Annotated in this window: 25 protein-coding genes; 9 read left to right on the top strand and 16 right to left on the bottom strand. The window is 60.0% G+C overall.

Annotated features, from left to right (window positions below; genetic code table 11):
• Positions 1–15: 15 nt before the first annotated feature.
• Positions 16–2280: a heavy metal translocating P-type ATPase gene (locus CKW16_RS02305; RefSeq protein WP_095127044.1), complete on the bottom strand. Its 2265-nt coding sequence runs from the start codon at positions 2278–2280 to the stop codon at positions 16–18.
• 85 nt (positions 2281–2365) lie between these two features.
• On the opposite strand from CKW16_RS02305, the gene cadR reads away from it, so the two are divergent.
• Entirely contained in the window at positions 2366–2815 is a 450-nt protein-coding gene (gene cadR, locus CKW16_RS02300) for a Cd(II)/Pb(II)-responsive transcriptional regulator (RefSeq protein ID WP_046045180.1), read from the top strand.
• A gap of 140 nt (positions 2816–2955) precedes the next feature.
• Here cadR and CKW16_RS02295 read toward each other — a convergent pair whose 3' ends face one another.
• From CKW16_RS02295 to CKW16_RS02285, 3 genes are all read right to left on the bottom strand, one after another.
• Positions 2956–3927 (bottom strand): thymidylate synthase, encoded by a 972-nt coding sequence (locus CKW16_RS02295; RefSeq protein WP_095127043.1) that lies wholly within the window; start codon positions 3925–3927, stop codon positions 2956–2958.
• A gap of 48 nt (positions 3928–3975) precedes the next feature.
• Positions 3976–4782 carry a prolipoprotein diacylglyceryl transferase gene (gene lgt, locus CKW16_RS02290; RefSeq protein WP_095127042.1) on the bottom strand — a complete coding sequence of 269 codons (807 nt, stop codon included), beginning with the start codon at positions 4780–4782 and terminating at the stop codon, positions 3976–3978.
• Between the two features lie 81 nt (positions 4783–4863).
• The gene (locus CKW16_RS02285; protein ID WP_033060544.1) at positions 4864–5646 is read right to left on the bottom strand and encodes a sulfite exporter TauE/SafE family protein; all 783 of its coding nucleotides are present in this window, start codon (positions 5644–5646) and stop codon (positions 4864–4866) included.
• A gap of 120 nt (positions 5647–5766) precedes the next feature.
• Between CKW16_RS02285 and CKW16_RS02280 the strand changes: the two genes are divergently transcribed.
• A complete protein-coding gene (locus CKW16_RS02280; protein WP_095127041.1) occupies positions 5767–6513 on the top strand; it encodes an NRDE family protein in 747 nt (248 codons plus the stop codon).
• A gap of 114 nt (positions 6514–6627) precedes the next feature.
• Here CKW16_RS02280 and ptsP read toward each other — a convergent pair whose 3' ends face one another.
• Positions 6628–8907 (bottom strand): phosphoenolpyruvate--protein phosphotransferase, encoded by a 2280-nt coding sequence (gene ptsP, locus CKW16_RS02275; protein ID WP_056738869.1) that lies wholly within the window; start codon positions 8905–8907, stop codon positions 6628–6630.
• Positions 8908–8929: 22 nt separating this feature from the next.
• Positions 8930–9409 (bottom strand): RNA pyrophosphohydrolase, encoded by a 480-nt coding sequence (locus tag CKW16_RS02270; protein ID WP_008150514.1) that lies wholly within the window; start codon positions 9407–9409, stop codon positions 8930–8932.
• A 143-nt stretch (positions 9410–9552) separates the two neighbouring features.
• Between CKW16_RS02270 and CKW16_RS02265 the strand changes: the two genes are divergently transcribed.
• Positions 9553–10209 carry an HAD family phosphatase gene (locus CKW16_RS02265; protein ID WP_095127040.1) on the top strand — a complete coding sequence of 219 codons (657 nt, stop codon included), beginning with the start codon at positions 9553–9555 and terminating at the stop codon, positions 10207–10209.
• A 109-nt stretch (positions 10210–10318) separates the two neighbouring features.
• On the opposite strand, the gene CKW16_RS02260 is transcribed toward CKW16_RS02265, so the two are convergent.
• Both CKW16_RS02260 and ilvA read right to left on the bottom strand, forming a co-directional pair.
• A complete protein-coding gene (locus CKW16_RS02260) occupies positions 10319–10744 on the bottom strand; it encodes a DUF2269 domain-containing protein (RefSeq protein WP_095127039.1) in 426 nt (141 codons plus the stop codon).
• Between the two features lie 39 nt (positions 10745–10783).
• Positions 10784–12298 carry a threonine ammonia-lyase, biosynthetic gene (ilvA, locus tag CKW16_RS02255; RefSeq protein ID WP_095127038.1) on the bottom strand — a complete coding sequence of 505 codons (1515 nt, stop codon included), beginning with the start codon at positions 12296–12298 and terminating at the stop codon, positions 10784–10786.
• A 147-nt stretch (positions 12299–12445) separates the two neighbouring features.
• Here ilvA and rpiA point away from each other — a divergent pair, with 147 nt between their 5' ends.
• A complete protein-coding gene (rpiA, locus tag CKW16_RS02250; RefSeq protein WP_095127037.1) occupies positions 12446–13117 on the top strand; it encodes a ribose-5-phosphate isomerase RpiA in 672 nt (223 codons plus the stop codon).
• Between the two features lie 100 nt (positions 13118–13217).
• Here rpiA and CKW16_RS02245 read toward each other — a convergent pair whose 3' ends face one another.
• The 4 genes from CKW16_RS02245 to CKW16_RS02230 form a co-directional block, all read right to left on the bottom strand.
• The gene (locus CKW16_RS02245) at positions 13218–14132 is read right to left on the bottom strand and encodes an SdiA-regulated domain-containing protein (RefSeq protein ID WP_095127036.1); all 915 of its coding nucleotides are present in this window, start codon (positions 14130–14132) and stop codon (positions 13218–13220) included.
• A gap of 129 nt (positions 14133–14261) precedes the next feature.
• Complete coding sequence (locus CKW16_RS02240; RefSeq protein ID WP_095127035.1) at positions 14262–15191, bottom strand: SdiA-regulated domain-containing protein; 930 nt, start codon at positions 15189–15191, stop codon at positions 14262–14264.
• Between the two features lie 257 nt (positions 15192–15448).
• On the bottom strand, positions 15449–16114 hold the full coding sequence (locus CKW16_RS02235; protein ID WP_046053735.1) for a fumarylacetoacetate hydrolase family protein: 666 nt from the start codon (positions 16112–16114) through the stop codon (positions 15449–15451).
• A gap of 36 nt (positions 16115–16150) precedes the next feature.
• Complete coding sequence (locus tag CKW16_RS02230; protein WP_095127034.1) at positions 16151–17545, bottom strand: FAD-binding oxidoreductase; 1395 nt, start codon at positions 17543–17545, stop codon at positions 16151–16153.
• A gap of 204 nt (positions 17546–17749) precedes the next feature.
• Between CKW16_RS02230 and serA the strand changes: the two genes are divergently transcribed.
• A complete protein-coding gene (gene serA / locus CKW16_RS02225) occupies positions 17750–18979 on the top strand; it encodes a phosphoglycerate dehydrogenase (RefSeq protein WP_095127033.1) in 1230 nt (409 codons plus the stop codon).
• A gap of 63 nt (positions 18980–19042) precedes the next feature.
• Here serA and CKW16_RS02220 read toward each other — a convergent pair whose 3' ends face one another.
• Positions 19043–19468: a DUF4399 domain-containing protein gene (locus CKW16_RS02220; protein ID WP_095127032.1), complete on the bottom strand. Its 426-nt coding sequence runs from the start codon at positions 19466–19468 to the stop codon at positions 19043–19045.
• A gap of 136 nt (positions 19469–19604) precedes the next feature.
• On the opposite strand from CKW16_RS02220, the gene CKW16_RS02215 reads away from it, so the two are divergent.
• Positions 19605–20189 (top strand): transporter substrate-binding domain-containing protein, encoded by a 585-nt coding sequence (locus CKW16_RS02215; protein ID WP_095127031.1) that lies wholly within the window; start codon positions 19605–19607, stop codon positions 20187–20189.
• 123 nt (positions 20190–20312) lie between these two features.
• Here CKW16_RS02215 and CKW16_RS02210 read toward each other — a convergent pair whose 3' ends face one another.
• Entirely contained in the window at positions 20313–20798 is a 486-nt protein-coding gene (locus CKW16_RS02210; protein ID WP_095127030.1) for a DUF523 domain-containing protein, read from the bottom strand.
• A 2-nt stretch (positions 20799–20800) separates the two neighbouring features.
• Entirely contained in the window at positions 20801–21433 is a 633-nt protein-coding gene (locus tag CKW16_RS02205) for a 2OG-Fe(II) oxygenase (RefSeq protein ID WP_095127029.1), read from the bottom strand.
• 108 nt (positions 21434–21541) lie between these two features.
• Between CKW16_RS02205 and CKW16_RS02200 the strand changes: the two genes are divergently transcribed.
• A complete protein-coding gene (locus CKW16_RS02200; RefSeq protein ID WP_095127028.1) occupies positions 21542–22294 on the top strand; it encodes a DUF2059 domain-containing protein in 753 nt (250 codons plus the stop codon).
• Positions 22295–22423: 129 nt separating this feature from the next.
• Here CKW16_RS02200 and CKW16_RS02195 read toward each other — a convergent pair whose 3' ends face one another.
• Positions 22424–23371 (bottom strand): alpha/beta hydrolase, encoded by a 948-nt coding sequence (locus tag CKW16_RS02195; RefSeq protein ID WP_095127027.1) that lies wholly within the window; start codon positions 23369–23371, stop codon positions 22424–22426.
• A 97-nt stretch (positions 23372–23468) separates the two neighbouring features.
• Between CKW16_RS02195 and CKW16_RS02190 the strand changes: the two genes are divergently transcribed.
• Together CKW16_RS02190 and CKW16_RS02185 are read left to right on the top strand one after the other, a co-directional pair.
• Positions 23469–24050 (top strand): DUF6436 domain-containing protein, encoded by a 582-nt coding sequence (locus CKW16_RS02190; protein WP_095127026.1) that lies wholly within the window; start codon positions 23469–23471, stop codon positions 24048–24050.
• Positions 24051–24158: 108 nt separating this feature from the next.
• Entirely contained in the window at positions 24159–26570 is a 2412-nt protein-coding gene (locus tag CKW16_RS02185; RefSeq protein WP_095127025.1) for a penicillin acylase family protein, read from the top strand.
• Positions 26571–26677: the final 107 nt, after the last annotated feature.

Below are 26677 nucleotides of genomic sequence, written 5' to 3'. Positions count from 1 at the left end.
CCCTTTCCTCATCGTCTATTTGCGCAGCAGGCGCAAACCGTTAAACACCACCAACAGACTCACGCCCATGTCGGCGAACACCGCCATCCACATGGTGGCGATCCCGGCGAAGGTTACCCCAAGAAAGATCGCTTTGATGACCAATGCCAGGGCAATGTTCTGTTTGAGGATGCTTGAGGTTTGTCGGGACAGCCGGATGAAGGTCGGAATCTTGCGCAGATCGTCGTCCATCAGGGCGACATCGGCAGTCTCGATGGCGGTATCGGTGCCCGCCGCCGCCATGGCAAAACCGATCTCGGCTCGCGCCAGCGCCGGTGCGTCGTTGATGCCGTCGCCGACCATGCCGACGTTATGGCCCCGTGCATAAAGGGCTTCGATGGCTTGCAGCTTGTCGGTCGGCAGCAGATCGCCCTTGGCTTCGTCGATGCCGACTTGCGCGGCAATCGCCTGAGCGGTGTGGACGTTGTCGCCGGTGAGCATCAGGGTTTTGATGCCCAGGTCGTGCAGTTGCTGGATCGCCTCGCGGCTGGACTCTTTCACGGTGTCGGCCACGGCGAACAGCGCCAATGGGCCGGATTTGTCGAGCAGCAGCACCACGGACTTGCCCTGTTTCTCCAGCGCGAACAGCTTTTCTTCCAGTTCGGGCGAGCACAGGTTCAGTTCTTCCACTAAACGGTGATTACCCAAGTGGTAAACCTGACCATTGATTTCGCCGCGCACACCGCGACCGGCCAGCGCTTCGAAGTTATCCACAACGAGCGGCGCGAATTGTTTATCCACAGCCGCGTTGGCGATGGCCAAGGACACTGGGTGATCGGAGCGACCGGCCAGCGCCGCCGCAATCGCCGGGGCCAATTCATCGGCAGTTGGATCAAGCGACAGGTAATCGGTCTGCACCGGTTTGCCGTGTGTGATCGTGCCGGTCTTGTCCAAGGCCAGGTAATCGAGCTTGTAACCGCCCTCCAGATAAACGCCGCCCTTCACCAGAATGCCTTTGCGCGCCGCCGCCGCGAGGCCGCTGACAATGGTCACCGGGGTGGAAATCACCAGCGCACATGGGCAGGCAACCACCAACAACACCAACGCCCGGTAGATCCAGTCGAACCACAGCGCGCCCATAAACAGTGGCGGAATCACCGCCACCGCGAGGGCCAGGATGAACACCGCCGGAGTGTAGATTTTCGAGAAGCTGTCGACGAAACGCTGGGTCGGTGCCCGCGCACCCTGGGCCTGTTCGACGGCGTGGATGATTCGCGCCAGGGTCGAGTTGTTGGCCGCTGCGGTTACCGAGTACTCCAGGGAACCGGCCTGATTGATGGTCCCGGCGAAAACCTTGTCGCCGACAGTCTTCTCCACCGGCAAGCTTTCACCGGTGATCGGCGCCTGATCGATGGTTGAACTGCCAGCCACCACTTCACCGTCCAGACCAATCCGCTCACCGGGACGTACCCGCACTCGCGCGCCTAGCTCGATCGCTTTGACGTCCTGCTCGGTCCAACTGCCGTCAGCCTGCTGCACCGTGGCCTGTTCCGGGGCCATCTGCATCAAGCCGCCGATGGCGTTGCGCGCCCGGTCCAGCGACTTGGCTTCGATCAACTCGGCCACGGTGAACAGGAACATCACCATCGCCGCTTCCGGCCACTGACCGATCAGGATCGCGCCGGTCACCGCGATGCTCATCAGTGCGTTGATGTTCAGGTTGAGGTTTTTAAGTGCGATCCAGCCCTTCTTATAGGTGCCGAGGCCGCCGCTGAGGATCGAGATCAACGCAATGACTGCCACGACCCAGTTCGGCGCAGCGTTGGTGAAGTGGATAACTTCTGCGAGCAGTGCGCCAACACCCGACAGCGCCAAGGGCCACCAGGGCTTTTTCTCGGGGGCCGGCGCTGGCGGTTCAACGCCCTGTTCCAGCGGCTCGGCCTGCATGCCGAGGGACTTGATGGCGTCGATGATCGGCGCGGTGTTCGGCAGATCATGGGTGACGCCCAACACGCGGTTGATCAGGTTGAATTCCAGTTGCTGCACGCCGACGAGTTTGCCGAGTTTGTTCTCGATCAGCGTCTGCTCGGTCGGGCAATCCATGGCGTCGATGCGGAAGCTGCTCAGCCGTGCGCCGGCCGTTGGGGTTTCGCTCAATTTGATCAGCGACGGTGCCGCCACTTTTGAGGAACAGCAGGAATCCCCGTGGCCGCCGTGGTCATGCTTCTTCTGCACAGGCTGCAGCTTGTGATCGTGATTATGCCCGTCTTCGGGTTTGTGCGTGTGAAGGGAATCGCTCATTGGGTCGCGTCCGGAAAGGTGCCTGTTGCCAAGTAAAGACCCTGTAGCCACTATAGGGTCAAGCACCTATTTGGAGATTGCCGTCATGAAGATCGGAGAACTGGCCAAACTCACTGACTGCGCCGTGGAAACCATCCGCTACTACGAGCGCGAAAACCTGCTGCCGGAACCGGCCCGCAGCGACGGTAACTACCGCGTCTACACCCAGGCTCATGCCGAGCGCCTGACCTTCATCCGCAACTGCCGCACCCTCGACATGACGCTGGAAGAAATCCGCAGCCTGCTGGCCCTGCGTGACAGTCCGCAGGATCAGTGTGAAAGCGTGAATGCGTTGATCGACGAACACATTCATCACGTCAAGGCGCGGATCGATGGGTTGCTGGCGTTGCAGACACAACTGCTCGACCTGCGCCAACGTTGCAGCGAAGGGCCGGATATTGATCAGTGCGGGATTTTGCAGCGGTTGGAGGTCAGCGGCGGGGTTGTGGCGACGGAGGTTGAGCATTCTCATGTAGGGAGAAGCCACGGTCACTAAGGCCACCGAAAATCAAATGTGGGAGCGGCGGTGCGGCGATCCGACTTGCTCGCGAAAGCGGTATGCCAGTCGACATCATCGTTGACTGACACGACGCATTCGCGAGCAAGCCCGCTCCCACATTTGGTCGGTGTTAAGGCTTAGACCGCCATCGGCGCAGTCATTGGCGCGTGGTGCTCGTAGCCTTCCAGCGAGAAATCGCTCGGCTCGATCAACTCCAGCCACTCCGGCTGATACACACCGGTCTTGGCAAATTCCGGCACACGATCACTAATCACCAGTTTCGGCATCGGGAACGGCTCGCGCTTGAGCTGTTCATTCAGCATGTCCAAATGGTTTTCGTAGACGTGGGCATCACCGATGAAATAGGTGAACCAGCGCGGCGTGTAGCCGGTCAAGCGACCGATCAGGCTCAGCAGCGCGGCGCCTTCGGTGAGGTTGAACGGCGTGCCCAGGCCCAGGTCGTTCGAACGGATGTAGAGGGTCAGGGAGATTTCCTTCGTCTCGACATTCGGGTGGAACTGGTACAGCAGATGGCACGGCGGCAAAGCCATTTCATCGAGCTGGGCGACGTTCCAGCCGTGGAACAGAATGCGGCGGCTGCCCGGGTCTTTGATGATGGTGTCGACGCACTGGCGGATCTGGTCGATCGCCTTGTACAGCACCACGTAAGCCTGACCGCCCTCTTCGCCTTCAGCAATCTGACGATAACCTTGGCTCAGGGTCTGCTCGATGGCGGCCTGGTTGCTGACCGGGATCTGCTTGTACGCCGGCCATTTGCGCCATTGCACGCCGTAGATCTCGCCGAGGTCATCTTCGCCCTGACGGAACGGGTTGGCCAGCCACTGGGCGTTTTCGTTGGCGTTCTGATCCCAGACCTTGCAGCCCAGCGCACGGAATTCGGCGGCGTTGTTCACCCCGCGCAGAAAACCACACATCTCGCCGATGGCCGATTTGAAGGCCATCTTGCGCGTGGTGATCGCCGGGAAACCTTCCTTCAGGTCATAACGCAGCATCGCGCCAGGGAAGCTGATGGTGTTCACGCCGGTGCGGTTGGCCTGCTTGGTGCCGTTCTTGATGACGTGGGCGACCAGTTCGAGATATTGCTTCATGAGTTACCTGTGTCCTTGAACCCGGGACCGTCGCCCCGGGATTCGAATTTATACAGCTGCCGCTGGAGCCGCCGGTGCACGGTGATACGCCAGCCAGATCAAGTACAGACCGCCGACGACCATCGGTACGCACAGTACCTGACCCATGGTCAGCCAGTTCCAGGCCAGATAGCCCAGTTGCGCGTCCGGCACCCGGACGAATTCGACGATGAAACGGAAAATGCCATAGAACAGCGCGAACATCCCGGACACTGCCATGGTCGGCCGCGGCTTGCGCGAGAACAACCAGAGAATGGCGAACAGCGCCACGCCTTCGAGGGCGAACTGGTACAGCTGCGACGGGTGACGCGCCAGTTGCGCCGGATCGGTCGGGAAGACCATCGCCCACGGCACATCGGTGGCCTTGCCCCACAACTCGGCGTTGATGAAGTTGCCAATACGTCCGGCGCCCAGACCGATCGGCACCATCGGTGCGACGAAGTCCATCAGCTGGAAGAACGACTTGCCGTTCTTTTTACCGAACCACAACGCGGCCAACATCACGCCGATGAAGCCGCCGTGGAACGACATGCCGCCCTTCCACACTTCAAAAATCAACAGCGGGTTGGCGAGGTAAGCACTCAGATCGTAGAACAGCACATAACCCAAGCGGCCGCCGACAATGACCCCCATCGACATCCAGAACACCATGTCGGAGAGTTTCTCTTTACTCCAGGTCGGGTCGAAGCGGTTCAACCGGCGCGACGCCAGCAGCCAGGCGCCGCCGATGCCGATCAGGTACATCAAGCCGTACCAGTGGATTTTCAGCGGACCGATGGCCAATGCCACCGGGTCGATCTGCGGGTAAGGCAGCATTGCGACTCCTTGTTAGAGTTGAAACCTTTAAAATTCCCGGGCGACGCTGTCACGCCAGGATTAAGTCAGGATTGCGGTGCGTCAGAGCAGGAAATTCAGGCCCACGCAGAACAGCAAAGCGGCGAACAGTCTTTTCAGCAACTTCGGCGACAGGCTGTGGGCCAGTCGGGCGCCGAGTCGGGCGAAAAACATGCTGGTCAGGGCGATCCCCAGCAACGCCGGCAAATAAACAAAACCGAGACTATGGGCCGGCAGCAATGGATCATGCCAGCCCAGAATCATGAAAAATAATGCACTGGACAAGGCAATCGGCAAGCCGCAGGCGGATGAAGTCGCCACGGCTTGCTGCATCGGTACGCTGCGCCAGGTCAGGAACGGCACCGTCAGCGAACCGCCGCCAATCCCGAAAATCGCCGAGGCCCAGCCAATCACACTGCCGGCCACGGTCAGACCGACTTTACCCGGCACCGTTCGGCTGGCCTTGGGTTTGAAATCCAGTGCCAGCTGCGCAGCGATGACCAGCGCAAAGACGCCAATGATTTTCTGCAGGTTGGGCCCGGAGATCGCTTCAGCCGTCAGCGCGCCGAAACCGGCACCGATGAGAATACCGAGGGTCATCCAGGCAAAAATCGGCCAACGCACAGCACCGCGGCGATGATGTTCGCGGATCGCATTGACCGAGGTAAATATGATTGTCGCCAGGGACGTGCCGACCGCCAGGTGCGTGAGGATCGACGGATCGAACCCTTGCAGCTTGAAACTGTAAACCAGCACCGGAACGATAATGATCCCGCCGCCGACCCCGAACAGCCCGGCCAGCACACCTGCGCAGGCGCCGAGCGCCAGATAGAGCAGAAATTCCATGTGCATCCCCAAATGAGAGCGGCATGGTAACGGATGCATGGCCTCAAGCTCCACTGGATGGCGATGGATACCCACACGATGACTGAGTAGAGTGGGCAGAAAACACACAAGGACTACCTTATGTGCCTGATTGTTTTCGCTTGGCGACCGGGTCACGCCCAGCCGCTGATCGTGGCGGCCAACCGCGACGAATTCTATGCACGGCCCAGCCTGCCCCTGGCGCAATGGCCCGAAGCACCGCACGTGCATGCCGGACGCGATCTGGAGGCGGGAGGCACCTGGCTCGGTGTTGGCGCCAATGGACGCTTCGCCGCACTGACCAATATCCGCGATCCGCATCAGCCGCCCGCGCGCAAGTCGCGGGGGGAGCTTGTGGCGCGATTTCTTAGCGGGGATATGCCGATAGATGACTACTTGGCGGACGTTGGCGGACGTTCGCTGGAATATGCCGGATTTAACCTGCTGGTCGGTAATTCCAACGAACTGTGGCACTTCAATGCCCGGGAGACTGAGGCGGTGATGCTGCCACCGGGGGTTTATGGTTTGTCGAATGCGGGGCTGGATACGCCGTGGCCGAAACTGCTCAAGGCACGGGCAGCGCTGGAGGAGGTGCTGGACGATCCGCAACCTCAGGCTTTATTGGCGTTGCTGAATGATCCGCAGACTGCGCCCTTTGCCGAATTGCCGGATACCGGGGTCGGGTTGGCCACCGAGACGTTGCTGTCGAGTGTGTTTATTGCCAGTCCGACTTATGGGACGCGAGCGAGTACGGCGCTGATTGTTCAGGCGGATGGGACGCGGTGGATGGTTGAACGGAGTTTTGGGCCGTATGGCGGGCATTTGGGGGAGGTTGAGGTGCGGGTTTAGATTGGTGTTGTCTGGTCTGGCCCCTTCGCGAGCAAGCCCGCTCCCACATTGGATCTGTGTCGATCACAAATCCAATGTGGGAGCGGGCTTGCTCGCGAAGGGGCCGCTGAACGTTTAGAGGGTTTTCGCCGAAGCCGGATTAATCATCCGCGCCAACCCAAGGTTCTTCAGCGCCAGTTGCAGCGAGCTGTGGATAACTTGCGGGTTGTCTATGGTCATCAGCTCGGCGAGCAATTCCTTGGCCTTGCTCAGGTTGATCTGACGCAGCATCCACTTCACTTTCGGCAAGTTGGTGGCGTTCATCGACAGGCTGTCGAAGCCCATCGCCATCAACAGCACCGCCGCTGCCGGATCGCCGGCCATCTCACCGCAGATACTTACTGGCTTGCCTTCGGCATGAGCATCACGCACCACGCTCTGAAGGGCTTGCAGCACCGCTGGGTGCAGGTAGTCGTAGAGGTCGGCTACCCGCGGGTTGTTTCGGTCCACCGCCAACAAGTACTGGGTCAGGTCGTTGGAGCCGACCGACAGGAAGTCCACTTGCCGCGCCAGCTCCTTGGTCTGATAAACCGCCGCCGGAATTTCGATCATCACGCCGATCGGCGGCATAGGCACGTCACAGCCTTCGTCGCGGACTTCGCCCCAGGCCCGGTGAATCAGGTGCAGGGCTTCTTCCAGCTCGTGGGTGCCGGAGATCATCGGCAGCAGAATCCGCAGATTGTTCAAGCCTTCGCTGGCCTTGAGCATGGCGCGGGTCTGCACCAGGAAAATTTCCGGGTGGTCGAGCGTGACGCGAATACCGCGCCAGCCGAGGAACGGGTTGTCTTCCTTGATCGGGAAGTACGACAGCGACTTGTCGCCACCAATGTCCAGGCTGCGCATGGTCACCGGTTGCGGGTGGAACGCGGCGAGTTGCTCGCGATAAATCGCCAACTGCTCTTTTTCACTCGGGAAGCGCTGGTTGATCATGAACGGCACTTCGGTGCGGTACAGGCCAACGCCTTCAGCGCCACGCTTCTGCGCTCGCGCCACGTCCGCCAGCAGGCCGGTGTTGACCCACAGCGGCATGCGGTGACCATCGAGGGTCACGCACGGCAAGTCACGCAGTGCATCCAGCCCGAGGGCCAGTTGCTTCTCTTCCTCGACCACTTCGGCGAACTGCTTGCGCAACACTTCGCTGGGGTTGGTGTAGACCTCGCCGTGGTAGCCGTCGACGATCATCTGGATGCCGTCGACCTTGGAATACGGCAAGTCGACCAGGCCCATCACCGTCGGGATACCCATGGCTCGCGCCAGGATCGCCACGTGGGAGTTGCCGGAACCGAGTACCGACACCAGACCGACCAGCTTGCCTTCCGGCACCTCGCCGAGCATTGCCGGCGTCAGTTCTTCGCTGATCAGGATGGTGTTGTCGGGGTAGACCAGGGTCTGTTGACGCTCTTCCTGCAGATAAGCCAGCAAGCGCCGGCCGAGGTCTTTGACGTCGGAGGCGCGCTCACGCAGATAGGCGTCGTCCATCAATTCGAAACGGTTGACGTGCTCGGTGACCACCTGACGCAACGCGCCCTGGGCCCACTGACCGGTCTTGATCACGGTGGTGATTTCGCTGCCGAGCGAGGCATCGTCGAGCATCATCAAGTAGACATCGAACAGCGCGCGCTCTTCCGGGCGCAACTGGTTCGCGAGCTTGGCCGACAAGGCGCGCATGTCGGCGCGCACGCCTTCGATAGCTGTCTTGAACAACCCGAGTTCGGCGGTGATGTCGGTGATGGTTTTGTCGGGCACCACATCCAGATCGGCCGGCGGCAGCATGACCACCGCGGTACCGACCGCCGCACCCGGCGAACCCGGTACGCCGATGAACTTGGCTTCCTGAATGCCCTTGCCCTGACGGCCCAGACCCCGGATCGAACCGGTGGCTTCGGCGTGGGCGATAACGCCGGCGAGCTGCGCGCTCATGGTCACGAGGAAGGCTTCTTCACCTTCGTCGAACTGGCGACGTTCCTTTTGCTGAATGACCAACACGCCGACGACGCGGCGGTGGTGAATGATCGGCGCCCCGAGGAATGAGGCGTAGCGCTCTTCACCGGTCTCGGCGAAGTAGCGGTAGCGCGGGTGATCCGCGGCGTTTTCGAGGTTCAGGGGTTCTTCACGCGTGCCGACCAGGCCAACCAGACCTTCGTTGGGTGCCATGCTGACTTTGCCGATCGAGCGCTTGTTCAAGCCCTCGGTGGCCATCAGCACGAAGCGGTTGGTCTCAGGGTCAAGCAGGTAGACCGAGCAGACCTGGCTGCCCATGGCCTCTTTGACGCGCAACACAATAATCCCCAACGCCGCCTTGAGATCCTTGGCGGAGTTAACTTCCTGGACGATCTTGCGCAGCGTATTGAGCATGGCTCGGGGTCGAACTCCGTCGTCAGTCGCGCGATAAAAGGCGCGGGGCAAGCTCTTTGAGAGCGCGTCGATACACTTCGCGCTTGAATGTCACCACCTGGCCCAACGGATACCAATAGCTGACCCAGCGCCAGCCATCGAATTCCGGTTTACCGGTCAAATCCATCCGCACCCGCTGCTCGTTGGAGACCAGGCGCAGGAGAAACCATTTCTGTTTCTGGCCAATGCACAGCGGTTGGCTGTGCGTCCTGACCAGACGTTGCGGCAAACGATAGCGCAACCAGCCCCGGGTGCAGGCGAGAATTTCAACATCTTCGCGCTCAAGACCCACTTCTTCGTTCAACTCGCGGTACAAGGCGTCTTCCGGCGTCTCCTGGGGGTTGATCCCGCCCTGTGGAAACTGCCAGGCATCTTGATTGATACGGCGAGCCCATAGCACCTGTCCGGCATCATTCGTGAGAATGATCCCGACATTGGGGCGGAAACCATCGGGGTCGATCACGGCAACAACCTCGCAAACGCATGTCGCCGCATTGTTCCACAAAGGTTGTGATAGCAGCAACGAGCCGGTCTACCTTATGTGCACTCTTGTGAAAAGTCCGTATTCTGGACGCCTTTCTACAGACTTTTCAGCGAGTAACTGCAATGCGGCTGGCTTTATTCGACTTGGACAACACGCTCTTGGGCGGTGACAGTGACCACGCTTGGGGCGATTACCTGTGCGAGCGCGGCTTCCTCGACGCCGTCGCCTACAAGGCGCGCAACGATGAGTTCTATCAGGATTACCTGGCCGGCAAGCTGGATAACGACGCTTACCTGAACTTCTGCCTGGAAGTGCTCGGCCGCACCGAGATGGCCACGCTGGGTCAATGGCACCAGGATTACATGCGCGATTGCATTGAGCCGATTGTGTTGCCCAAGGGTCTCGAACTGCTGGCCAAGCACCGCAAGGCGGGTGACAAACTGGTGATCATCACCGCCACCAACCGTTTTGTTACCGGGCCAATTGCCCAGCGTCTGGGCGTCGAAACCCTGATCGCCACGGAATGTGAAATGGTTGATGGCCGCTACACCGGGCGCAGCACCGACGTCCCGTGCTTTCGTGAAGGCAAGGTGACGCGGTTGAATCGTTGGCTGGAAGAAACCGGGTATTCGTTGGAGGACAGCTATTTCTACAGCGACTCGATGAATGATTTGGCGCTGCTTAAGCAAGTGGCCAATCCGGTTGCGGTCGATCCTGATCCAAATCTGCGGGCCGAAGCTGAGAAGCGTGGCTGGCCGGTGATGTCGTTGCGCGATTGAAATCGCCTTCGCGGGCAAGCCTCGCTCCTACAGGATTTGTGTTGGTCACACGACGCATAATCTGTAGGAGCGAGGCTCGCCCGCGAAGGGGTCAACCCGGTTTCAAGCCTTAAACAGGCTTGGCGCCCATCAACCCCGCAATGGCGATAAAGCAGACAAAACTGAACAACGCCAAGGCAAAGGTGAACTTGCCGTTGCCACCCGGAACGGTGCGCAGTTTGTTAAGCCGCACCAGCAACCAGAACCAGCCCAATGCCGCCACGGTGTAAAGCACACTGGACGCCAGCAACCACGTCTGTCCCAACGGCCAGCCCACCAGATGCACCATCCACCATCCCGTAAATGGCATGCTCAGCAATGCCAGGCCCATCAGCAGCCAGATAAACACCCGCGGCCGCTGCAAGGTCCGCGCAGGAGCAGTCGCATCACCGTTGCGTCGCGTGCGCCAGACCCAGATCGCCAGTCCCAGTGCGCTGACCAGCAGCAACACCGTCGCCACCATATGAGCGACTTTCAGGGCGGTTAACGTTTCCATTGTTCGATTTCCTTATGGCCTGGCCATCAGCGTAGCCGCTCAGCCGAGAAACAGTTGATAGGCCGGGTTGTCGCTTTCGTCCCAGTACGGGTAGCCGATTTCTTCCAGCGCTGCGGGCACCAGGTGGCGTTCATCGTGAGGCACTTGCAGGCCCGCGACCACACGACCATCCGCCGCGCCATGGTTGCGGTAGTGGAACATCGAGATGTTCCAACGCCCGCCGAGCTTGTTGAGGAAGTTGAACAGCGCACCCGGACGCTCCGGGAATTCGAAGCGCAGAATCACTTCATCAACCACATGAGCCGCACGGCCGCCGACCATGTGGCGGATGTGCAACTTGGCCAATTCGTTGTCGGTCAGGTCGAGCACCGGAAAACCCTGCTCGGTCAGGCTGGCCAGCAGCGCACTGCGCGGATCGTTTTCCGGGTGCGTCTGCACGCCAACAAAGATGTGCGCCTCGCTGCCGGTGTTGTAGCGGTAGTTGAATTCGGTGATCTGGCGCTTGCCGATGGCTTCACAGAACGCCTTGAAGCTGCCCGGTTTCTCGGGAATCGTCACAGCGATAATCGCTTCGCGGCCCTCGCCCAGTTCAGCGCGCTCGGCGACGTGGCGCAGGCGGTCGAAGTTGACGTTGGCGCCAGAGTCGATGGCCACAAAGGTGTGACCGGTGACGCCGCGTTGCTCGACGTATTTCTTGATCCCGGCCACGCCCAAGGCGCCGGCAGGTTCGGTGATCGAGCGGGTATCGTCGTAGATGTCCTTGATCGCCGCGCAGATTTCATCGGTGCTGACAGTGATCACTTCATCGACATAGTCTTTGCAGATATCAAAGGTGTGCTGACCGATCTGCGCCACTGCGACGCCATCGGCGAAGAGGCCCACGGTCGGCAGGATCACACGTTCGCCAGCGGCCATGGCGGCTTGCAGGCAGTTGGAATCGTCCGGCTCGACGCCGATGATTTTGATTTCAGGCCGCAAGTACTTCACGTACGCCGCGATGCCGGCGATCAATCCGCCACCGCCCACCGGGACGAAGATCGCGTCCAGACGGCCAGGGTGCTGGCGCAGAATCTCCATCGCCACCGTGCCCTGCCCGGCAATGGTGTGGGGATCGTCGTAAGGGTGGATGTAGACGTAGCCTTTTTCGTCGACCAGTTTCAGCGAGTAGGCTAGGGCTTCCGGGAACGAATCCCCGTGCAGCACCACTTTGCCGCCGCGTGAACGCACGCCTTCGACTTTGATTTCCGGGGTGGTCTTGGGCATCACGATGGTCGCTTTCACGCCCAACACTTTCGCCGCCAGGGCCAGGCCTTGCGCGTGGTTGCCCGCGGAAGCAGTGACGACACCGCGAGCGCGCTCTTCATCGGAAAGCTGTGTGAGCTTGTTGTAGGCGCCGCGAATCTTGAACGAGAACACCGGCTGCAAGTCTTCGCGCTTGAGCCAAACACTGTTGCCCAGCCGCTCGGAGAGCTGGCGGGCAGTCTGCAATGGGGTTTCTACGGCAACGTCATAAACGCGCGAGGTGAGGATCTTTTTGACGTACTGTTCGAGCATCGGAAAGCATCACTGAGCGGGTTGGGCAGGGCCAAGGAGTCTAACCCGGCTTTCGGCCGGGCGACCACACGAATCAAGAGGTTTTAGCCCGGCATGGGGCTATAATGCCGGCCTTTCCGTTCTCCCCTTGCCCGCTTCGGAGCCCGCATGACCCAGGATCAACTCAAACAGGCAGTGGCTCAGGCCGCCGTCGACTTCATCCTTCCGAAACTCGACGACAAGAGCATCGTCGGGGTCGGCACCGGCTCCACCGCCAACTGCTTCATCGACGCACTGGCCAAGCACAAAGGCGCGTTCGACGGCGCGGTCGCCAGTTCCGAAGCCACCGCTGCCCGCCTCAAGGGCCACGGCATTCCGGTGTATGAGCTGAACACCGTCAGCGACCTGGAGTTCTACGTCGATGGCGCCGATGAAAGCGACGAGCACCTGAACCTGATCAAGGGCGGCGGCGCAGCCCTGACCCGCGAGAAGATTGTGGCGGCCGTGGCCAAGACGTTCATTTGCATTGCCGATGGCAGCAAACTGGTGCCGGTACTCGGCGCGTTCCCGCTGCCGGTGGAAGTGATCCCGATGGCCCGCAGCCACGTGGCCCGCGAACTGGTGAAGCTGGGCGGCGACCCGGTCTACCGTGAAGGCGTGTTGACCGACAACGGCAACATCATCCTCGACGTGTTCAACATGCGGATCACCAACCCGGTGGAGCTGGAGACGCAAATCAACGCCATCGTCGGCGTGGTCACCAACGGTTTGTTCGCGGCACGTCCAGCAGATTTGCTGCTGCTGGGCACCAGCGAAGGCGTGAAAACCCTCAAGGCCTGATTTTTTCCGCTTCTGTAGGAGCAAAGCTTGCTCGCGATGGCGGTGCGTCTGGCACACCGCGTTATCGTTCATCGCGAGCAAGCTTTGCTCCTACAGAAGCCTACAATGCTGGTTTTTTGAAGACGTAGAACAGGTTCGGCTCGCTCACCAGGTACATCGTGCCGTCGTCATCCATGGCGATCCCTTCCGCTTGCGGCACTGTCTTCTGCAACCCCTGACGCCCCTTGCTCAGTGACAGGGTGCTCAGCGGTCGCCCGTCCACATCGAGTTCCAGAATCAGCCGCGACTCATCCGACAACGCCAACAGATGGCCGCTGCGCTCGTCGTATTGCAGGCTCGACAGATCTCGCACGAACATCCCGGCATCGCGCTTGGGGTTGTTCACTACGTGCACCGCGTAGGATTTTTCCGGGTTGTAATGGGGAAAGCCGTGCACTTCGTAGATCAGCATCGGGTCGCGCTCCTTGGCGACAAACAACCGTTTGCCCACCGAGTCGTAAGCCAGACCTTCGAAGCCCTTGTTGCCGCTCATGTGCACGCCAAGGGTCATCTGCTCGGCATCCGCTGCGTCGAGGAACGTTGTGTCCGTCTCCAGATGAATCTTGATCAGCCGTTGCTGACGCTCGTCAGTGATCACGTAAGTGTCGGCGCTGATAAATTCCACGGCTTCCGGATCGCCAAACCCGATCAGCGCAATGCGTCGAATAATCTGGCCGTCCAGCGACAGTTCGATCAGCTCTGAGTTCTTGTTGGTGACGGTGAACAGGCTTTTGCGCACCGGATCGAAAGTCAGCGCCGAGACATCGTCGTCCAGCCCGACAATGACTCGCGCCTCAACCGCCACCTGGTACTGATCCAGAGCGATGGACTGACCGTTCACTGGCTGCCAAAGGGTGTGCAGGTTGAACCAGGCGCGCTCGAACAGGCGCAGGTACTGGCCGGCCGCAACCAGCGCGATCAACGCAATGACCGACAGGATCAGAATCAGGGGTTTGGGGCGGGCAAGACGGCGCATTCGGGCAAGCTCGGAATCAGGACGGGGGGATGAAATACCACGACAGTCTGAATTGAAGCTTAATGGCCACTGGCCGCGGTCCCGCAGGTGTACCCCAACAGGGGACCGCGCGCCACCCTCACGGCGGGCTTATTTCTGCTTTTCGAAGCGGTAGAACAGGTTTGGTTCGCTCACCAGGTACAGCGTGCCCGCATCGTCCATGGTCACGCCTTCGGCGCGAGGAATGGTCTTCTTCAAACCATTGAAGCCGCCCAGCAAGGTCATGAAGCTGACCTGCTCGCCCTTCTCGTCCAGCTCCAGCAACAAATGGGAGTCGGCAGACAGCACCAGGGTGTGCCCGGTGCGCGGGTCGATGGCCAGCGCCGAGAGGTTGCGGATGTCCAGTTCGTCATTGGCGAGTTTCTGCTTGTCACCGGTGAGTGTCTGGCCGTCGTTGCTTTTCCAGGTGAACAACGCTGGTGGACGCTCTTCACCCAGCAACATTTGCTGATTGCGCGAATCCCAGACGATGGCTTCGAAGGCCTTGTTCTGGTCCTTCGAAGGGCCGAGGTCGTATTTCGGGAAGTCGGCGATGTTCAGCTCGCGGGTATCGGCATCGACCTTGACGATGGAGAGCATGTGTTCGCGCTCATCGACGATGGCCAGCAGACCGTTGCCCATTACAGTCACGCCTTCCGGGTTGCTCCAGCCCACCAACGGCATCTTGCGCAGCACGTCGCCCTGCAATGTCAGCTCGACCAGGAACGGTTTATTGCCCATGACTGAAAACAGGGTTTTGGACTGCGGGTCGTAGGCCAGGTCCGACGCCTCGTCCTTTTCCATGCCCGGCAGCACCTTGGCATCGATCACTGCCCGGTAATCCGGCAGCCAGATGCTCTCCTGGCGTTCGGCGGGGCTTTCGAAACGCTCCAGCACCCAGAGCACGCCTCGGTCATCCCAGTGCATCGCAAACGCGAGGCCATACGCGGCGGCGGCTACCAGCAAAAGCCAGGAATACCAACGCATGACAAAGCGCGAGCGGCGGGCAGTTTTAAGCTTGGGCAGTGGTTGGGTGACCATCGAGGGATGCGTTCCAGAAATTCAGGCTAAGGGTAATAGCACAATTGGGACCGGCTAAGACGCCGCAAGTCCCGGAATTATCCGGACGAGATGTGAAAAAAACGGGAAATGGCGGGAAAGCCCTGCACAGTGATCGTTCCCACGCTCTGCGTGGGAATGCCGCCATGGACGCTCCGCGTCCGCTTCAGGATGTGACGCGGAGCGTCACGGGATGCATTCCCACGCAGAGCGTGGGAACGATCACCAGCGCTTCTGGATCAGCGGACGCTGCTGGTGAAGCTGCTGGCGCCCGGCAATTCAATCACCAGTTCATCGCCGACATTCAGCGGACCGACGCCAACCGGCGTACCCGTCAGGATCACGTCGCCGGCCTGCAGCGAGAAGCAGCCGGCCATGTGCTGGATCATCGGCACGATCGGATTGAGCATTGCGCTGCTGTTGCCGTCCTGGCGCACTTCGCCGTTGATGGTCAGGCGGATGCCGATGTCGGTCAGGTCGGCGAACGTGCTACCGGACACGAATGGCGCAATCACCGCCGCACCGTCGAAGGACTTGGCGATTTCCCACGGCAGGCCCTTGGCTTTCAGCTCGGCCTGCTTGTCGCGCAGGGTCAGGTCAAGGGCCGGGGCGAAGCCGGAGATAGCATCGAGCACTTCTTCACGGCTCGGTTTGGTCGACAAAGGCTTGCCGATCAACACCGCGATTTCCGCTTCGTAATGCACCGAACCACGTTCGGTCGGAATGCTGAAACCACCTTCCAGCGGCACTACGCAACTGCCCGGCTTAATGAACAGCAGCGGCTCTGTAGGCACCGGGTTGTCCAGTTCCTTGGCGTGTTCGGCGTAGTTACGGCCAATGCACACCACTTTCCCCAGCGGGAAGTGAATACGCGTACCGTCGACATACTGGTGCTGATAGCTCATTACCGACTCCTGTTTCGTAGCTCTTAAATTCAAAAGTCAAACAGCGAAAATTTTGCCCGGGTTCATGATGCCGTTCGGATCGAACACCGCTTTGACGGCTTTCATGTACTCGATCTCGACCGGCGAGCGGCTGTAGGTCAAGTAATCACGCTTGGTCATGCCCACGCCATGTTCGGCGGAAATCGAGCCGTTGTACTTCTCGACGGTTTCGAACACCCACTTGTTGACGGTCGCGCACTTGGCGAAAAACTCGTCCTTGCTCAGGTTTTCCGGCTTGAGGATGTTCAAGTGCAGGTTGCCGTCGCCGATGTGGCCGAACCAGACGATTTCGAAATCCGGGTAGTGTTCGCCGACGATCGCGTCGATTTCCTTCAGGAACGCCGGGACTTTCGACACAGTGACCGAAATGTCGTTCTTGTACGGCGTCCAGTGGGAAATGGTCTCGGAGATGTATTCGCGCAGCTTCCAGAGGTTCTGCAGCTGGGTTTCGCTCTGGCTCATCACGCCGTCCAGCACCCAACCCTGCTCAACGCAGTGCTCGAAGGTTTCCAGGGCGTGGTTGGCCACTTCTTCGGTGGTCGCTTCGAATTCCAGCAGCGCGTAGAACGGGCAATCTGTTTCGAATGGCGCGGGTACGTCGCCCCGGCCCATGACCTTGGCCAAGGCTTTGTCGGAGAAGAATTCGAAAGCGGTCAGGTCGAGCTTGCTCTGGAACGCGTGCAACACCGGCATGATCGAGTCGAAATCGGTGGTGCCAAGGACCATCGCGGTGAGGCTTTTCGGCGCGCGGTCCAGACGCATGGTGGCTTCGACCACAAAACCGAGGGTGCCTTCAGCGCCAATGAACAGCTGACGCAGGTCGTAGCCGGTAGCGTTCTTGATCAGGTCTTTGTTCAGTTCCAGCAGATCACCTTTGCCGGTGACCACTTTCATGCCAGCGACCCAGTTACGGGTCATGCCGTAGCGAATCACCTTGATTCCGCCGGCATTGGTGCCGATATTGCCGCCAATCTGGCTCGAACCTGCGGAGGCGAAATCCACCGGGTAGTACAGGCCTTTTTCTTCGGCGACGTTCTGCAAGTGTTCGGTGACCACGCCCGGCTGGCAGACCGCGGTGCGGTCGGTCATGTTCACGTCGAGGATCTGGTTCATGTAGTCGAAGGACACAACGACTTCGCCATTGGCAGCCACGGCCGCGGCGGACAGCCCGGTGCGACCGCCGGACGGTACCAGCGCAATTTTGTGCTCATTGGCCCAACGAACAATGGCCTGAACCTGCTCGGTGGTCTTGGGGAACACGATGGCGGTCGGGGCCGGGGCGAAATGCTTGGTCCAATCCTTACCGTAAGCATTCAGGGAGTCGGCATCGGTCAGCACCTTGCCAGGCTCAACCAGGGTCTTCAGCTCTTCAATCAGGGCAGGATTGGTCATCGACAGAACTCTCGAACAATTCATGGTCATCCTGAGAACGCTTCACGTCGCAGGAATGAGTGTTTAGCGGGGTGCATATGCTAGCATACCGACCCCGCAGGATAGTGCCCAACGGCTATTCTGTGGCGACGGCTTTCCTGCCGTCCGGGTCAGCGTCTGCTGGCTATTTCCTGCCATTTTTCTCCGGGATACAGGTTTACGCAGATGAGCAAGACTTCTCTCGATAAGAGCAAGATCAAGTTCCTTCTTCTCGAAGGCGTCCACCAATCGGCTGTCGACGTCCTCAAGTCGGCGGGCTACACCAGCATCGAGTACCTCACAGGTTCTCTGCCGGAAGCCCAGCTGAAGGAAAAGATCGCTGATGCTCACTTCATCGGCATTCGCTCCCGCACTCAACTGACCGAAGAGATCTTCGATCACGCGAAGAAACTGGTCGCTGTCGGCTGTTTCTGCATCGGCACCAACCAGGTTGACCTTAATGCTGCCCGCGAACGCGGCATCGCAGTGTTCAACGCTCCGTACTCCAACACTCGCTCCGTTGCCGAGCTGGTGCTGGCCGAAGCGATCCTGTTGCTGCGCGGCATCCCTGAGAAGAACGCTTCCTGCCACCGTGGCGGCTGGATCAAGAGCGCAGCCAACTCCTTCGAAATCCGTGGCAAGAAGCTGGGCATCGTCGGTTACGGCTCGATCGGCACTCAACTGTCGGTCCTGGCTGAAGGCCTGGGCATGCAGGTGTACTTCTACGACACCGTGACCAAGCTGCCATTGGGCAACGCAACGCAAGTTGCCAGCCTGACCGAGTTGCTGGGCATGTCCGACATCGTCACCCTGCACGTTCCGGAAACCGCTGCGACCCAGTGGATGATCGGCGAGAAAGAAATCCGTGCGATCAAGAAGGGCGGCATTCTGATCAACGCGGCTCGCGGCACTGTAGTTGAACTGCAAGCGCTGGCGGACGCGATCAAGGACAAGCACCTGATCGGCGCGGCCATCGACGTATTCCCGGTAGAGCCTCGCTCCAACGAAGAAGAGTTCGAAAGCCCGCTGCGAGGCCTGGACAATGTGATCCTGACCCCGCACATCGGCGGTTCCACCGCTGAAGCGCAAGCCAACATCGGTCTGGAAGTGGCTGAAAAGCTGGTCAAGTACAGCGACAACGGTACCTCGGTATCGTCGGTGAACTTCCCGGAAGTGGCCCTGCCAGCTCACCCTGGCAAGCACCGTCTGCTGCACATCCACGAGAACATTCCGGGTGTGATGAGCGAGATCAACAAGGTCTTCGCCGAAAACGGTATCAACATCTCCGGTCAGTTCTTGCAAACCAACGAGAAAGTCGGCTACGTCGTGATCGACGTCGACGCCGATTACTCGGAAATGGCGCAAGAGAAGCTGCAGCACATCAACGGCACCATTCGTTGCCGCGTGTTGTTCTGATAGTGACTTGAGCGACAAAAAAAGGAGACCTTCGGGTCTCCTTTTTCATGGGCGCGACTGATGTTACTTAACGTTGACGGTGATTTTCTCCGACACGATCGGCGGATCGAACGGCATGTGGCCGCTATCGCCCAGTTCCAGCTGCAAGGTGTGCTTGCCCGGCGTCAGCGTTACTTCAGCCTGGGTCTGCGCCTTGCCGAAATGCAGGTGGTTGGCATCGTTGGGGATCGGCGCACCGGCGGCTGGCAGTTCATCGACATCGATCAGCAAGTGGTGATGGCCGGTGTTCTTGGTGACATCGCCCGCTGGCGCCAGCGCAATGTTCTCGACAGCAAACTTGACGACGACGGTTTGCGGAACCGTGGCTCCATCCGCAGGAGAAACGATGGACACTTCTGCACCTTTGGGAGCCGGTGTAGCAGCCGTTGCCAGCATCGAAGCACCCATCAACAGGCCAGCCAATGCTGCTCGTGACATAAAGGTTTTCATTCTCTTCTCCAGTTTTTCCGTAAAATCCGTGTGGCCATGACAACTTCACGGCCAATCGTTGTCGAAGGCACTCGACAACCATAGCAAAGCGAGCCTGAATCAGAGCATCGCGATAAATGAATTCAAAGGAGTGACCATGCGTTTTTTGCCTGGCCTGATCTGCCTGCTACCCCTTCTGAGCCCTTTGGCTCATGCCGAACTGATTGACGATGTAAACGACCGAGGCGAATTGCGTATTGCCCTTGAGGCTAATACACCGCCCTTCAATTTCAAGGAAGATGGCAAACTTACGGGCTTCGAAGTCGAATTGGGGCAACTGCTGGCTGACGAACTGGACGTACGGGCCGACTTCGTCGTTACCGATTCCAGCGATCTGTTGCAAGGTGTTGAAACCGGCAAGTACGACGTCGCCATCAACCACATAGCAGTGACCCCGGACCTCGAGGATCGTTTCGACTTCAGCGAACCTTACATTCACACCAACACGCAATTGATCGCGCAGAAGGAAGAACCACGCTCAATCCTGCTGGTGCAATCGCTGACTGAAGAAAAACCAAAAGACAGCTCGCCGGTTAGCCTGGCGATTCCGTTTCAGAAGGGTAACCCGGCGTTTCATGCCAGCCTGGAGAATGCGTTGCAGCGGATCAAGGCGGATGGGCGATTGGAGGCACTGGAACAGAAGTGGTTGGGGGCGGATACGAGTGTGGCGCCGAAACCCTGAAATCGCTGGAACCTGTAGGAGCTGAGCTTGCTCGCGATGGCGGTCGAACATTCAACATTGATGTTGACTGGTATGGCCTCATCGCGAGCAAGCTCAGCTCCTACAATGGTTTTGTGTAGGGCGTTAGTTCAGGGTTGCCAGGGCTGCCGCCGCTTGCGGCAACTCCAGCTCACTGAAGACTTGCACGCCATGGCGCCTGAGCAACGCCGCCGTCACTCCCTCGCCACTCACCTTCACCCCACTGAACGTCCCGTCATAAGTCAACAGATTCCCGCAAGACGGGCTGTTGGCCTTGAGCACGGCAATGCGGATGCCGTGCTTTTGCACCAGCTCCAACGCCTGATACGCCCCCGAGAGAAACTCGGCGCTGACGTCCTCGCCCTCGGTGGTGATCACTGAGGCATGGCCATCAAGCACTTCAATACCCTGCCCGCCCGGAATTTCCGCAGCCGCCCTTGGCGTCGGCAACCCGCCAGCAACCTCCGGACACAACGGCACCACCCGACCTTCATCAAGCCACTGCTGAAGCTGATCGAACGGCCCACTCGCCCCGCCGTCGTAACGTACGCGGTGGCCCAGCAGACAGCGGCTAACCAGAATTTTTTGCATGATCAGAACGGCTCGTTGCCACGCCGCCGGAACCAGCCGGTCAACGACAGGCGATCCCGGGTCGCGGGCAGGACTTCGTGGGGCACTTCACCCGACAGGAACACCACCAGGCATCCGCCGGCAGGCACTACATCGTGCTCGACGCCTTCACCCAGGTACATGCGCAACTGGCCGCCGTGCTCGGGCAGCCAGTCGTCATTGAGATAAACCACCGCCGACACCATGCGCCGGTCGTCGTCGCGAAAGCGGTCGACATGTTTGAGGTAGAACGCGCCGGGCGGGTACAGCGCGAAATGGCTTTCGAAATCTTCCAGGCCCAGAAACAAACCGCGATTCATCGCCTCGCGCAGGCTGTCCATCAAATCCAGATAGCTGTCGCACGCCAACGCCTGGCCGGGCTCGATCCACTGGATATGATCGCCGCGAATCCCCTCGCGAATCTCGGATGTTGCCCCTCGACCCACGGCGGCCGGGGCCAATTCGCCCTCGGCAGCACGTTTACGGCACTCAGCCGCCAGTTCCCGGGTCAGACCCAGAGGAAGGAAAATATTCTGCTGCGACCAGCCGTGTTCGGCCAGGTCGTCGACGATACGTAACAGCAGCGGGTGATCAGAGGGTATTCGCATGCCGCGCATAGTATTCCTGTGCCTGAAAATCCGACAGAGCCGCGCAGCGGGTTGATACGAATTCTCGACAAGGACGAATGCCACACGGAGAATAGTCGCCTGCTGACAGGAGTCCCTATGCGCCGTTTGCTTTTTTCACTGTTGATGTTCTGTGTATTGCCCGCTTGGGCAGACGGCCACGACCAGTTGTACAAGGTCGCCGGTTGGCCAGAACAACGCGCGCATTTCAACGACGCTCTCTCGGCCGCTCAGCAGCGGTACCAGAACAGCCTGCCGCCGGCAGTGTTCCAGGCGCTGGTGAATAACAGCAATCAGCGCTTTGCCCCTCAGGCCGTGGACCAGCGCGCCGAAGCGCAATTGCGCAAGACCCTCGCCGATCCGAAACCTGCGCTGACGTTCTTTCAGTCACCCTTGGGCAAGAAAATCGTGGCCGCCGAATTGCTCGCGACCCGTCGCGATCAGCTGGCAAAAAACGCCAAGGGCTTACCCAAGATTCAGGCCAGCGACAGCCGCATGCTGATCATCGGTCATCTGGCCCAGGCCCTGCCCGCTCGCGAGGCTGGCGCGGAAGTCAGCCTGGCGATTGCCGGCGTTGCGGCCGACAGCCTCAGTTCGATGATCCCCGGCCTGCTCGGCGGTGGTCAGGCTCAAGGCATGTTGAACGGTCAGCGTCAGCGCTTGATGGACCAGATCGGTAGCGACCTGAACAACACGCTGTTGTATGTCTATCGCGACCTGTCGGATGAAGAGCTGGAAGAGTTCGCGACCTTCGCCGAGTCCACCGAGGGCAAGGCTTACTACCAGGCCGCATTGGCGGCGATTCGCGCGGGGTTGGCGGTGGGGCAGGATACGCCGAGCCTCACCCAATAATCTTCGGTGCCTGATAGATCGCTATCGCGAGCAAGCTTTGCTCCTACGGATCGGTGGGGGATCGCCATTTTTGCGAACGACCCAAATCCGTAGGAGCAAAGCTTGCTCGCGAAGGGGCCGCCACAGCCGCTAAAGATTCCGGCCTTTAATCCGCTTGCTCAAAAACCCGAAATACTCCCGCCGCAACGCCAGCGTCTCATTCGCCAGGTGATGCCGCGCCTCAGGCAACATCAACACCTGCGGCCGATCGAACTTGCCCCGCAACACTTCAAGGTTATGCTCCCAGTCCACGGTCATGTCCGCCTGCCCCTGCACAATCAGCGGTCGCCGCATGCTGTACGGTGCGGCTTCGATGCGTTTGATCCAGCGCGCCAACGCACCGACCCAGGCGGTCGGCAAACGTAACGGCTGCAACGGATCGGCTTGCAGGAAGGGCAGAAAATCCGGGTCGTTGGAGTTCTCGCTGAAGCGCCGGGCGATGGCTTTGACGAAAGGCTTGAGCAGGTAATAGCTGAGTTGCGACCAGCCCCAAGCCCGCGGTCTTACCAACGGCGATAGCAGAATGACCTGGCCCTGGGCCGGACTGCTGGCGCCCTGATTGAGCACATGATCAATCACGATCGCGCCGCCAGTACTTTGCCCGCACAGGTGCCACGGCTGCGGCAGATCGAGGGATTGCGCTTCGGTGAACAACCCTTGCAGCGTGTCCTGATACTCGGTGAAATCCTTGATGCTGGCCCGTTCGCCACTGGACAGCCCGTGTCCCGGCAGGTCGCAGGCAATCACCGCGAAATTCTGATCCAGCGCCCATTCGATCACATGCCGGTAAAGCCCGGTGTGATCGTAAAAACCGTGGAACAAAAACAGCGTCGCCTTCGCCCGCTCGGGCCACCAGACATGGCTGACCACTTCATAACCATCGACCGCGAAACGCCCAAGGCCACTGCGCACGTTGCGCCCCGCAAAATCCAGCCCGTAGAAACGCTGGTAAGCCAGCGCTTCCTCCGACAGCGGCTGCCAGTCGGCCAGCGGCCGCAGGCTGGCACGCAGATGATCGGAGTCGAAAGTGGCAGACATGAGCAATTCCAGAACGCGAAACGGACTTTATGGGCCTGCGATATTCATCTGTTGGGGCAAGCATGGCAAGCTAGCGCACCTTCGAGGACTGAAATCCATGCGCTCGCCCTACCGCGCCACACTGCTTGCCAGCCTGCTCGCCCTCGTGTGTGCCGGCGTGCTGTGGGCTGCTTACGACTGGTTTGAGGGGCGCTACCTGCGAGCGTTCAGCGAGCACACCGCGGTGTTCTCCGGTGACCCGCTGCGCCTGCCCGACAATCTCGCCGGCCCCGGCGCCATCCGCCTCGTGCACTTCTGGGACCCGGCCTGCCCGTGCAACGTCGGTAACCAACAACACCTGAGCGAACTGGTTGAGCACTATGTACCGCAAGGCGTGGAGTTTTATGCGGTACAAAAGCCTGGCAGCCACGGGCAGTTACCGAACACCTTAAGCAGCCTGAAAAGCATCGCCGTTTTGCCAGGCTCCGAACAGATCCCCGCGAGCCCGGCCGTGGCGATCTGGGATCGCAGCGGCAAACTGGCATATTTCGGCCCGTACAGCGAAGGCCTGACCTGCAATTCGAACAACAGCTTTATCGAACCGATTCTGCAAGCGTTGAACGAAGGCCGCGCGGTGAATGCCACGCACACACTGGCAGTGGGTTGTTACTGCCCGTGGCCTGTCGACGCAGTGAAGTAAGGCTGACAGGAGACGCGAATCCCTCCTAAGTGCGATGGCCATGTCGGCAAGCCGTGGTAAACAGTGGCGCCAGGGAACTGCAGCCACTGATAACAACAAGGAATCACCATGAAACGTAGCCTGACCGTCCTCGCCCTGCTGATTGTTGCGCTCGCCGCAGGTGCAGGTTGGTACGTCTACAGCAAGCAGCCGACACGCCAGGGCATGGTGGAGCTGCAACACCTGCAAGGTTCGGTCACCGTGCGCTACGACGAGCGCGGCATCCCGCACATCCGCGCCGAGAACGAAACCGACCTGTACCGTGCCCTCGGGTACGTGCACGCCCAGGACCGGCTGTTTCAGATGGAAGCCCTGCGCCGCCTCGCCCGCGGCGAGCTGGCCGAGGTTCTGGGCCCGAAACTGCTCGATACCGACAAGCTGATGCGCAGCCTGCGCATTCGCGAACGTGCCGACACCTACCTGGCGAACATGGACAAACAGTCGCCGGCCTATATCGCCATGCAAGCCTATCTGGATGGCATCAACCAGTATCAGGACAGCCATCCAAAACCTGCGGAGTTTGATGTACTGGGCATTCCCAAACGCCCGTTCACCGCCCAAGACACCATCAGTATTACCGGTTACATGGCCTACAGTTTTGCCGCAGCGTTTCGCACCGAACCGCTGCTGACCTACGTGCGCGATCAGTTGGGCGCCAACTACCTGAACGTCTTCGATCTCGACTGGCAGCCCAAGGGCGTGCTGGCGAAAAACCGCAGCGGTGCCATGCCACCCCTCGCCAGTACCGACTGGAAAGACCTCAACGCCCTCGCCCGCCTCAGCGAACAGTCACTGGCAGACAATGGCTTGCCGCAGTTCGAGGGCAGCAATGCCTGGGCTATCTCCGGCAGTCGTACCAAAAGCGGCAAACCGCTGCTGGCCGGCGACCCGCATATCCGCTTTTCCGCACCGTCGGTGTGGTATGAAGCGCAGCTCTCGGCGCCGGGTTTTGAGCTCTACGGCCATTATCAGGCATTGATGCCGTTCGCCTCCCTCGGGATGAACCGCGACTTCGGCTGGAGCATCACCATGTTCCAGAACGACGACCTGGACCTGATCGCCGAGAAGGTCAACCCGGACAACTCCAATCAGGTCTGGTATCGCGGCAAGTGGGTGGACATGGTGACCAGCGAACAGCAGATCGCGGTCAAGGGCCAGGCGCCGGTAACAGTGGTGCTGCGCCAGTCGCCCCACGGGCCGATTGTCAACGATGCGCTGGGCAGCAGCGTCGGCAAAACGCCGATCGCCATGTGGTGGGGTTTTCTCGAAAGCCAGAATCCGATCCTTGAGGGCTTCTACCAGCTCAACCGCGCCGACACCCTGGCCAAAGCGCGCAGTGCTTCCGCAAAGGTTCAGGCGCCGGGCCTGAACATCGTCTGGGCCAACGCCAAGGGCGACATCGGCTGGTGGGCAGCGGCGCAACTGCCAAAACGTCCGGCGGGTGTGCGTCCGGGGTTCATTCTCGACGGCAGCACCGCCGACGCGGACAAGGAAGGTTTCTACCCGTTCAGCGCCAACCCACAGGAAGAGAATCCGGCACGCGGTTACATCGTCTCGGCCAACTTCCAGCCAGTGTCGCCGACCGGCATGGAGATTCCCGGTTACTACAACCTGGCCGATCGAGGTCAGCAGCTCAATCGCCAGCTCAGCGACAAAACCATCAAGTGGGATCTGGACGCCAGCCAGAAGCTGCAACTGGGTACCACCACCGCCTACGGCCCGCGCCTGTTGGCGCCGTTGCTGCCCGTACTGCGTGAAGGGGTGAGCGATCCCGCCGAGCTCAAACTGGTTGAGCAATTGGCCCAATGGAAAGGCGACTACCCGCTCGATTCCACCAGCGCCACGCTGTTCAACCAGTTCCTGTTCAATCTGGCTGACGCGACGATGCACGATGAACTGGGCAATGACTTCTTCGAGACTTTGCTGTCGACCCGGGTGATTGATTCCGCACTGCCTCGCCTGGCCGCGACGGCCGATTCACCGTGGTGGGACAACCGCAACACCCTCGGCAAGGAAACCCGCGCCGATACGGTCAAGGTTGCGTGGCAGGCGAGCATCGCTCACCTCAAGATCACCCTCGGCGCCGATTTCGCGCAATGGCAGTGGGGCAAGGCCCATACGCTGACCCATGGCCATCCGCTGGGGCAGCAAAAGCCGCTGGATCGTATCTTCAATGTCGGCCCGTTCGCGGCACCTGGCACTCACGAAGTACCGAACAACCTCTCGGCCAAAATCGGCCCGGCGCCGTGGCCAGTAACTTATGGTCCCTCGACCCGTCGCCTGATCGACTTCGCCGACCCGACCCACAGCCTGACCGTCAACCCGGTTGGCCAGAGTGGCGTGCCGTTCGACAGCCACTATGACGACCAGGCTGAGGCGTATATCGAAGGGATCTACTACCAGGCGCACCTCAACGACGAAGAAGTCACGGCCAACACGCGCAGCACGTTGAAACTGTTGCCAGCGAGAGCGGCTCAATAGATTTTCGTTGGCCGGGCTGACGCCTTCGCGAGCAAGCCCGCTCCCACATTGAACCGTGTCTGCCTGGGCAACTCGGTCCAGTGTGGGAGCGGGCTTGCTCGCGAAGA

It is taken from the genome of Pseudomonas sp. Irchel s3h14, from assembly GCF_900187425.1.
Classification (GTDB): domain Bacteria; phylum Pseudomonadota; class Gammaproteobacteria; order Pseudomonadales; family Pseudomonadaceae; genus Aquipseudomonas.
The sequence above is the reverse complement of the archived record's forward strand: the minus strand, read 5'-3'. Positions and strand labels throughout refer to the sequence as shown.